This is a genomic window from Cloacibacillus sp. (assembly GCA_036655895.1).
GTDB lineage: Bacteria > Synergistota > Synergistia > Synergistales > Synergistaceae > JAVVPF01.
In genome coordinates this window covers 1-561 of record JAVVPF010000150.1, presented here as the reverse complement: position 1 = coordinate 561, position 561 = coordinate 1, and the positions used below count along the sequence as shown (strand labels likewise).

Annotated in this window: 1 rRNA gene; it reads right to left on the bottom strand. The window is 45.1% G+C overall.

Annotated elements, in window-relative coordinates:
- A 16S ribosomal RNA gene (locus RRY12_13395) occupies positions 1-318 on the bottom strand; the annotation flags it as partial.
- Positions 319-561 lie beyond the last annotated feature (243 nt).

Here is a 561-nt window from a genome sequence, read left to right as displayed (position 1 = left end):
AACCTCTCAGTCCGGCTACTGATCGTCGCCTTGGTGAGCCATTACCTCACCAACTAGCTAATCAGACGCGAGTCCATCTTTCAGCGATAAATCTTTGGTATCAGAGCCATGCGACCCCGATACATCATGCGGTATTAGCAGCCGTTTCCAACTGTTGTTCCCCACTGAAAGGCAGGTTACTCACGCGTTACTCACCAGTCCGCCACTAAACATTCCCGTTCATTGACCGAAGTCTCTGTCAGGGGTGTTCCGTTCGACTTGCATGTGTTAAGCACGCCGCCAGCGTTCGTCCTGAGCCAGGATCAAACTCTCAATAAAATGGTATCAAAACGGCCGAAGCCGATCCAATCTTTCATTGAGCTATTTGTCATAGCTTCAATTATTTTTATAGTTACCTCTTTCAGGATAATTGACAAATCCCTACTTTTGAAGCAACTTCCGGTACTCTGTGATTTCTCACAAAGCACTTACCTTTTGGTGCTTTCTTTTTCGTTACGTTGTTTAATTTACAAGGTACAGTTCCCGTTTGCGGAACATTTACTATTCTAACACAGCTCGTTT